The organism is Bacteroidales bacterium (assembly GCA_031275285.1).
Classification (GTDB): Bacteria; Bacteroidota; Bacteroidia; order Bacteroidales; family UBA4181; genus JAIRLS01.
The window spans coordinates 1-4,309 of record JAISOY010000024.1; the positions used below are offsets into that span (position 1 = coordinate 1).

A 4,309-nucleotide genomic window follows, 5' to 3' on the forward strand; every position below is an offset into this window, starting at 1 on the left:
GGAGTATTGCTGGAGAAGGGACGCATGGGAAATATGGGAAATATGGCGGATGTTATCGAAACATATATGAAATCGGATGGACATTCCAATATACAATCAGAAAGATGTTATGAATTAGATGAGTCAAAGCCATTCCAGATTGAGAAAATTGAAATAATAGATAAAAATGAAAAACAATTGGCTTTTTATGAAGCCCAGGAAGAAATTAGAGTAAGAATACATTGCATCTCCAGAGAACCTATTCCTAATTTGTACGGCTATTTTGCATTACGAAAAGACAACGGTGAATCATTGATTATTTGTGACAGCATAGAGGATGGAAATGATGTCTTTAATAATATGCCTGGTGGAAGGCACATTGTGGATATATTGATTCCTGGAGGATTGATGGCATCTGGGGATTATATTGTATACTTGAATTTTAGCAGTAATTATGCGCATGGTTTTGATGTTGATTCGCCTATGGATGCTCTGATGTTCAAGGTTGCAGATTCTATAAGCGGAAGAGGAAATAAAAGGAATGCCTTAACAGCAATGGTATTATCGTGGTCTGTTGTAAATAAGGAGACACATTAATTGTTAACCACATCGACAATCTTGGTTACCGGTGGGACCGGTTCATTTGGGAATACCTTTGTTCCGATGACATTGCAAAAATACAATCCCAAAAAATTGATTGTTTATTCCCGGGACGAGATGAAACAATGGGAAATGGCAAAAAAGTTTCAGGGAGATGAGCGGGTCCGATTTTTTATTGGGGATGTTCGCGATCGCGATCGTTTATACCGGGCTCTTGATGGAGTTGATTATGTGGTCCATGCTGCTGCCACCAAAATTGTTCCGACCGCCGAATATAATCCTTTTGAATGTGTTAAAACCAATGTTTTAGGGGCAATGAATGTAATTGATGCCTGTATAGACAAGGGAATTAAGCGTTGCGTTGCCCTCAGTACCGATAAGGCGAGTTCACCGGTTAATTTATACGGAGCAACAAAATTATGCAGTGATAAATTATTTATAGCGGGAAATTCTTATTCTGGGAAAAAAAATACTCGTTTTTCCATTGTACGATACGGAAATGTTATGGGTTCTCGCGGTTCAGTAATCCCATTTTTTATTAATCAGGCAAAAACTCGTGTTCTTACAATAACCGATGATCGCATGACACGATTCATGATTACACTTGAACAGGGAGTTGAATTGGTGTGGCATGCTTTTGATGATATGGAAGGTGGAGAAATCTACGTTAAAAAAATTCCTTCTATGAAACTAATGGATATTGCCCGTGCAGCATCAGAAACCGCCAAACTAAAAATAATTGGAATTCGTCCTGGTGAAAAACTTCATGAACAGATGATAGGCATTGAAGATGCTCCTTTCACCTATGAGTATAAAGATCATTTTAAAATTTTGCCTCAAATTCATGAATGGGCTACTGATCCATATCGAATAAAAGAGGGTGCACCTGTACACGAAAATTTCAGTTATTCGTCGGATAATAACACTGAATGGATGACAATTGAAGAACTAAGAATATGGATACAAAAACACAAGAAAGATTTTATCTTTTAAATACATTGATCATAGAGTTATTATGAAGAGAAGGCTTTGTGAAAAATATGATGTCGTATTTTATCCCCTATAGTCGGCAATGGATTGACGAAGCTGATATAAAAGCGGTCCAGGACATTTTGCAGTCCGATTATCTTACTCAGGGACCAGCCATTGAATTATTTGAAGACGCGATAAAACAAGTTACTGGTGCTAAATATTGTGTAGCAGTGTCTAATGCTACACAGGGTTTGCATATAGCTGTTGCGGCCCTTAAAATTGAAGAAGGTGCCGAAGGTATTACCACGCCGATTACCTTTGTGGCGTCTGCCAATTGCCTACTTACTAATAATCTGATACCGGTATTCGCCGATATTGATCCCAAGACATATAATATCTTTCCAAAAGAAATTGAAAAAAAGATAACAGCAAAAACAAGGGTTATTATTCCGGTTGACTTTGCAGGACAGGCTGTTGATATCGATTCCATTAGGCAAATCGCCGACAAACATCATCTATATATTGTGGAAGACGCCGCCCATGCGATAGGTTCAAATTACATTGATGGTAAGCCTGTTGGTTGCTGTCATAAAGCGGATATGACTATTTTTTCGTTTCATCCGGTGAAAACAATTACCTGTGGAGAAGGCGGCGCCATAACAACTAATAATGAACTTTTATATAAACGATTGTTAAAACTGCGAACCATAGGTATTACAAAGAATGCTGCCGAATTGAGTAAGAATCCCGGCCCTTGGTATTATGAGATGCAAAGTCTGAGTGGTAACTACCGCATGACCGATATTCAGGCTGCTTTAGGGTGCAGTCAGTTATCTAAATTAACCCTTTTTAAGCAGCGGCGCCGAGAGATTATAAATCGATATAATACTGCATTCATGGACAATCCGTATATTATAACTCCCCATGAAGAAAAAAATAATGAAAGTTGTTTTCATTTATATGTATTAAAAATTGATTTTGAGAAATTAGGGAAAACCCGAAAACAAGTCATGGAAGAATTGAGAGAGAAAGGGATCGGGACACAAGTTCATTATATACCGGTGAATAGTCAACCATATTATAAAGAAAGATATGGTTATAAAAGAGAAGATTATCCGATCACGGAAGATTATTATGACAAAACACTTTCACTACCGCTTTATCCAAAAATGAATGATCGTGATATAGTATATGTGATACAACATTTGGCAACCGTGTTGGAGATAGGGAAAAATTTAAAATGAATATCGTCGTAATCATTCCAATACGCGATGCTAGTAAACGAATCTCGTAGAAAGATATGAAAGATTTTTCGGTAAGACTTCTTCCAAAAATAACCATTACACACAATTTTGGAATCAGGTTATACCCTGAAACAGTACGGACAACGCTCAAACAGATGGGATACAAAATGCAGGGTAACCGGAAGGTCAACAGCAGCGGAGCTAATCATCCTGACCGGGACGCGCAATTTCAGCAAATAAAGCGGTTAACGAAAAAAAGCGCTCAAGAGCAAAAACCCGGTAATCTCGATTGACACCAAGAAAAAAGAGGTGCTGGGAGCCTATAAAAACGGGGAAAAAGAGTGGCATAGGAAGGGAGAAAGCCCCGCAGTGGCCGATCATGATTTTATTCCTCCCGATGTACCCCGCGCCTATCCATATGGCATATACGATTTGAAAGCCAATACCGCCTTTGTCAATGTGGGAACCGACCATGACACCAGCCGATTTGCCGTTGCCCCTATACGCGCATGGTGGAAGGCAATGTGGCATATCCGCACGCAAAATATATTCTGCTCCTCGGTTGTAAATGACTATTCTTGTTCAAAGTTACAGTTATGGATTATCAGAATATGAAATTATGTTTGGGTACTGCACAATTTGGATTAGCTTATGGTATTAACAACAAGCAGGGCAAAGTACATCACGTAGAAGTTGAACGTATCTTAAGATGTGCTTATAAAAATGATATTACATTACTCGATACGGCATCGGCCTATGGTGAGAGTGAGCTAATTTTAGGAGAAGTAAAAAATAAAATCAATAAAGAATTTAAAATAATAACAAAATATCCCGCAAATCAGCAAATCAGTCCATTTATTTGGATTAATTGCTCCTTAGAGAAGATGCACGTTAAAAAAGTGTATGGCTATTTATTTCATAATTATTCTATCTTTCAAGAACATCCTGAGTATATCGAAGATATGCTAAAAATAAAAGAAAGTGGCAAAGCAAAGAAAATAGGATTTTCGTTGTATTATCCTACAGAGATTGAATATATATTACAAAACAATATCCCCTGTGATATAGTCCAGGTTCCTTATAATATCTTTGATCAAAGATTTGAGAATATTTTTCCTGATATTAAATCAAGAGGTGTAGAGATACATATTCGTTCAATATTTTTACAGGGTTTGCTTTTTATTCACCCCGATAAACTTGATGAACATTTTACCGGCATAAGGCATTTGTTACATGAGTTATCTGATTTTTCAACAGAAAACAAACTGTCAATATCTGCTTTGTGTTTAGGATTTGTAAATGCGAATAAATATATAGATAAAATCATTATAGGTGTAGATTCGGTGAGTAATTTAAAAGAAAATATTCATAATTACAATAGCTTGTCTAATATAACAATAGATTATCAACAGTTTAAATATTTTTCTATAACCGATGAAAATATAATTTTACCTTTTCAGTGGAAGAAATAAAGTAAAATTTGTTATGCAAAATATTATAGCAATTATTCCTGC

General features: G+C 36.6%; 4 protein-coding genes and 1 pseudogene. All 5 read left to right on the forward strand.

Annotation, left to right across the window (positions count from 1 at the left end; all coding sequences use genetic code 11):
* Positions 1 to 576 (forward strand): Wzt carbohydrate-binding domain-containing protein (locus tag LBQ60_02280; protein MDR2036731.1); only part of this gene is annotated, 576 nt, incomplete at its 5' end.
* Positions 577 to 1,572 (forward strand): UDP-N-acetylglucosamine 4,6-dehydratase (inverting), encoded by a 996-nt coding sequence (gene pseB, locus LBQ60_02285; GenBank protein ID MDR2036732.1) that lies wholly within the window; start codon positions 577 to 579, stop codon positions 1,570 to 1,572.
* Positions 1,573 to 1,619: 47 nt separating this feature from the next.
* Positions 1,620 to 2,795 (forward strand): UDP-4-amino-4,6-dideoxy-N-acetyl-beta-L-altrosamine transaminase, encoded by a 1,176-nt coding sequence (gene pseC, locus LBQ60_02290; protein MDR2036733.1) that lies wholly within the window; start codon positions 1,620 to 1,622, stop codon positions 2,793 to 2,795.
* A 56-nt stretch (positions 2,796 to 2,851) separates the two neighbouring features.
* A pseudogene (locus LBQ60_02295) lies at positions 2,852 to 3,410 on the forward strand (hypothetical protein).
* Positions 3,392 to 4,267, forward strand: coding sequence for an aldo/keto reductase (locus LBQ60_02300; protein MDR2036734.1), 876 nt, complete (start codon positions 3,392 to 3,394; stop codon positions 4,265 to 4,267). The pseudogene LBQ60_02295 and the gene LBQ60_02300 overlap by 19 nt, the downstream one beginning before the upstream one ends.
* The last annotated feature ends 42 nt before the right edge of the window (positions 4,268 to 4,309 follow it).

Excerpts from the sequence above, each read along its gene's own strand:
- LBQ60_02300 (MDR2036734.1), top strand. The coding sequence starts at position 3,392 with ATGGATTATCAGAATATGAAATTATGTTTGGGTACTGCACAATTTGGA.
- pseC (MDR2036733.1), top strand. The coding sequence starts at position 1,620 with ATGATGTCGTATTTTATCCCCTATAGTCGGCAATGGATTGACGAAGCT.